The sequence below is a fragment of the Streptomyces sp. NPDC127084 genome, assembly GCF_042724175.1.
Taxonomy (GTDB): Bacteria; Actinomycetota; Actinomycetes; order Streptomycetales; family Streptomycetaceae; genus Streptomyces.
The window spans coordinates 13,837-17,240 of sequence record NZ_JBHXFA010000149.1 but is presented as its reverse complement, the minus strand read 5'-3'; the positions used below and the strand labels follow the sequence as shown (position 1 = coordinate 17,240).

Here is a 3,404-nt window from a genome sequence, read left to right as displayed (position 1 = left end):
GGGGGGGGTGGTGCGGGGGCCCCAAACACCTCAGCGTGGGGGGGACCGGGGGTAGTGCCCCGGGGGTGGGGGGCCATGGGGGGGGGGGCCCCGGCCCCCGCCAGCCCGGCGGCCGGTCAGGGGGCCGGTGTCCGGCCGTCAGACGTGCAGGGTGCGCGGCCTGATCAGGGCCTGGACAATCTTTCCGTCGTCCACGGTGGCGTAGGAGATCTCGGCTCCGAGCCGGCGGGCGGTCCACAGGCCACGCGGTCGCGCGCCCCCGGCGCGCGCCCCCCCCCCCGCCCGGGCCCGCGGGCCCCCCCCCCCAACGATCGTCGGTACCGCGACCGGCGTGGGAGTCGGCGTGATCACCGGAACGGCCGGAAATGATCGTCTGGGAGGGCGCCTGGATGGTTTCCGGTACCGGTTGCGGGGAAGTGGGGGAAGGTGGCACCAGTCGCGCGCGGTGCATCCGGCGAGGCTATTGCCGAGTAGCACCCCTTTTAGTCGTTTTGTCGCAAATGAGGTGTGACTCGGGCCACGCTTAATGGGCGTAACGCTCATCGAAACAGTGCGATGACCTAAGAGGTGACAGCCGAGGAGGGAATAGCAGACGCCGATCGTGGCGCTGTTCTCCATCTGAGGTCCACCCCGCGCCGCCGGCACATCCCCAACCGGCGGTCGTCGGCTCCGGCCCGATCATTGGGCGGGGCCGGAAGCCGTTTTCCATCGTTCCGAGAGGTTGTTCGTGTCGGCCAGCACATCCCGTACGCTCCCGCCGGAGATCGCCGAGTCCGAGTCTGTGATGGCGCTCATCGAGCGGGGAAAGGCTGATGGGCAGATCGCCGGCGATGACGTGCGTCGGGCCTTCGAGGCTGACCAGATTCCGCCAACCCAGTGGAAGAATGTTCTGCGCAGCCTCAACCAGATCCTCGAGGAAGAGGGTGTGACGCTGATGGTCAGTGCCGCGGAGTCGCCCAAGCGCACACGGAAGAGCGTCGCAGCCAAGAGCCCGGCGAAGCGCACCGCCACCAAGACGGTCGCGGCCAAGACGGCCACGGCGAAGACCGTCGCCACCACCGCGACTACGACGGTCGGCGCCGATGCCTCGGCCGACGAGATCGCGGCGCCCGCGAAGAAGGCGGCGGCGAAGAAGACCGCGGCCAAGAAGACCACGGCCGCGGCCAAGAAGACCGCTGCCAAGAAGACCACGGCCGCGGCCAAGAAGACCGCTGCCAAGAACGACCCCGACGAGCTGCTCGAGGCTGACGAGGCCCTCGACGACGTGCAGCCCGGCAAGGGCGGCGCCGATGAACCCGAGGGCACCGAGAGCGCCGGCTTCGTCCTTTCCGACGAGGACGAGGACGACGCCCCCGCGCAGCAGGTCGCCGCGGCCGGCGCCACCGCCGACCCGGTCAAGGACTACCTCAAGCAGATCGGTAAGGTCCCGCTGCTCAACGCCGAGCAGGAGGTCGAGCTCGCCAAGCGCATCGAGGCCGGTCTGTTCGCCGAGGACAAGCTGGCCAACTCCGACAAGCTCGCCCCCAAGCTCAAGCGCGAGCTGGAGATCATCGCCGAGGACGGGCGCCGGGCCAAGAACCACCTGCTGGAGGCCAACCTCCGGCTCGTCGTCTCGCTGGCCAAGCGCTACACCGGTCGCGGCATGCTCTTCCTGGACCTGATCCAGGAGGGCAACCTCGGTCTGATCCGCGCCGTCGAGAAGTTCGACTACACCAAGGGCTACAAGTTCTCCACGTATGCCACCTGGTGGATCCGTCAGGCGATCACCCGAGCCATGGCCGACCAGGCCCGCACCATCCGTATCCCGGTGCACATGGTCGAGGTCATCAACAAGCTCGCGCGTGTGCAGCGCCAGATGCTCCAGGACCTGGGTCGCGAACCCACCCCCGAGGAGCTGGCCAAGGAGCTCGACATGACCCCTGAGAAGGTCATCGAGGTCCAGAAGTACGGTCGTGAGCCGATCTCCCTCCACACCCCCCTGGGTGAGGACGGCGACAGCGAGTTCGGTGACCTGATCGAGGACTCCGAGGCGGTCGTGCCTGCTGACGCGGTCAGCTTCACGCTTCTCCAGGAGCAGCTGCACTCGGTGCTCGACACCCTGTCGGAGCGCGAGGCCGGCGTCGTCTCCATGCGTTTCGGCCTCACCGACGGTCAGCCGAAGACGCTGGACGAGATCGGCAAGGTCTACGGCGTCACACGGGAGCGTATCCGCCAGATCGAGTCCAAGACCATGTCGAAGCTGCGGCACCCCTCGCGTTCGCAGGTGCTGCGCGACTACCTCGACTAGTAACCAGGCACGCCGAAAGGGCCCGGCTTCCCCGCAACCAGGGGGCCGGGCCCTTTGGCATGGCGCAGAGGGTGCGGGGCCTGGCGGGGTGTCTGACTCTGGGTGGACGGAGACCACCGGAGAGTCAGGAGACGGTATGCGCCGCCACTTCGCCCGAGCACTGACAGCACCCCTGGCCCTCGCGGCGGCAGCGGTCCTGGTGCCGCTCGGCTACCCCGCCACGGCGACCGCCGACAGTGTGGTCATCGGCGGCCAACCGGCGCGGTCGGTTGACAGCCCCTGGGTCGTCGCCCTGTCCAGCCGTAGCCTGTTCGGCGGTACGCGGGCCGGTCAGTTCTGTGGCGGCGCCCTGGTCGCGCCCACGAAGGTGCTCACGGCGGCCCACTGCCTCAGCCGGGATGTACTGGGTGCTCCCGTGGAGCAGGTACGTGACCTTCGGGTCATCACGGGGAGGGAGAACCTGCTCGGGACGGGTGGGCAGGAGGTCTCCGTCCGGCAGGTGCGGATCGCGCCGGGCTACGACCCGAAGACCAACACCTACGACATGGCCGTGGTGACGCTGTCCAAGGCCCTGCCGGCGGCACATGTGATCACTCCGGCCGAGGCGGGCGACGCCGCGTACACGACGGGTGCCGCCGCGGCGGTCTACGGTTGGGGTGACACCACCGGAGCGGGCAGCTACGCGATCGAGCTGAGGTCGGCACCGGTCCGTGTCCTGGCCGACGACGCGTGCGCGAAGGCGTACCCCGGCGTCCCGGTCGGACGCTATGAGGCCGGGACGATGATGTGCGCGGGGGATGCGAAGGGCGGCCACGATGCGTGCCAGGGCGACAGCGGAGGGCCTCTCGTGGCGAACGGCCGGCTCATCGGCCTGGTGTCATGGGGGAGCGGCTGCGGAAGGGCGGACAGTCCCGGTGTGTACACCCGGGTCTCCGCGGTGCTGCCGTCAGTGGCCGACCGCTTGTGAGGGCCCGCGTGACCGTCGGGGGGGCGCAGGGGCGGGCAGGGGCGCCCCATGACGTGGGTGGGCGCCCCCGGAGAGGGGGGGGCCACCCACCACCCCGGCGGGGACCGCCCCCGGGGGGTGGGTGGGGGTGAGGTTTATAAAAAAAAAAGA

Annotated in this window: 2 protein-coding genes; both read left to right on the top strand. The window is 69.6% G+C overall.

Annotation, left to right across the window (positions count from 1 at the left end):
- Positions 1 to 727 precede the first annotated feature (727 nt).
- Positions 728 to 2,287, top strand: coding sequence for an RNA polymerase sigma factor (locus tag ACFWI9_RS27395; protein WP_387165957.1), 1,560 nt, complete (start codon positions 728 to 730; stop codon positions 2,285 to 2,287).
- 136 nt (positions 2,288 to 2,423) lie between these two features.
- Positions 2,424 to 3,254 (top strand): S1 family serine peptidase, encoded by an 831-nt coding sequence (locus ACFWI9_RS27390; RefSeq protein WP_387165955.1) that lies wholly within the window; start codon positions 2,424 to 2,426, stop codon positions 3,252 to 3,254.
- The last annotated feature ends 150 nt before the right edge of the window (positions 3,255 to 3,404 follow it).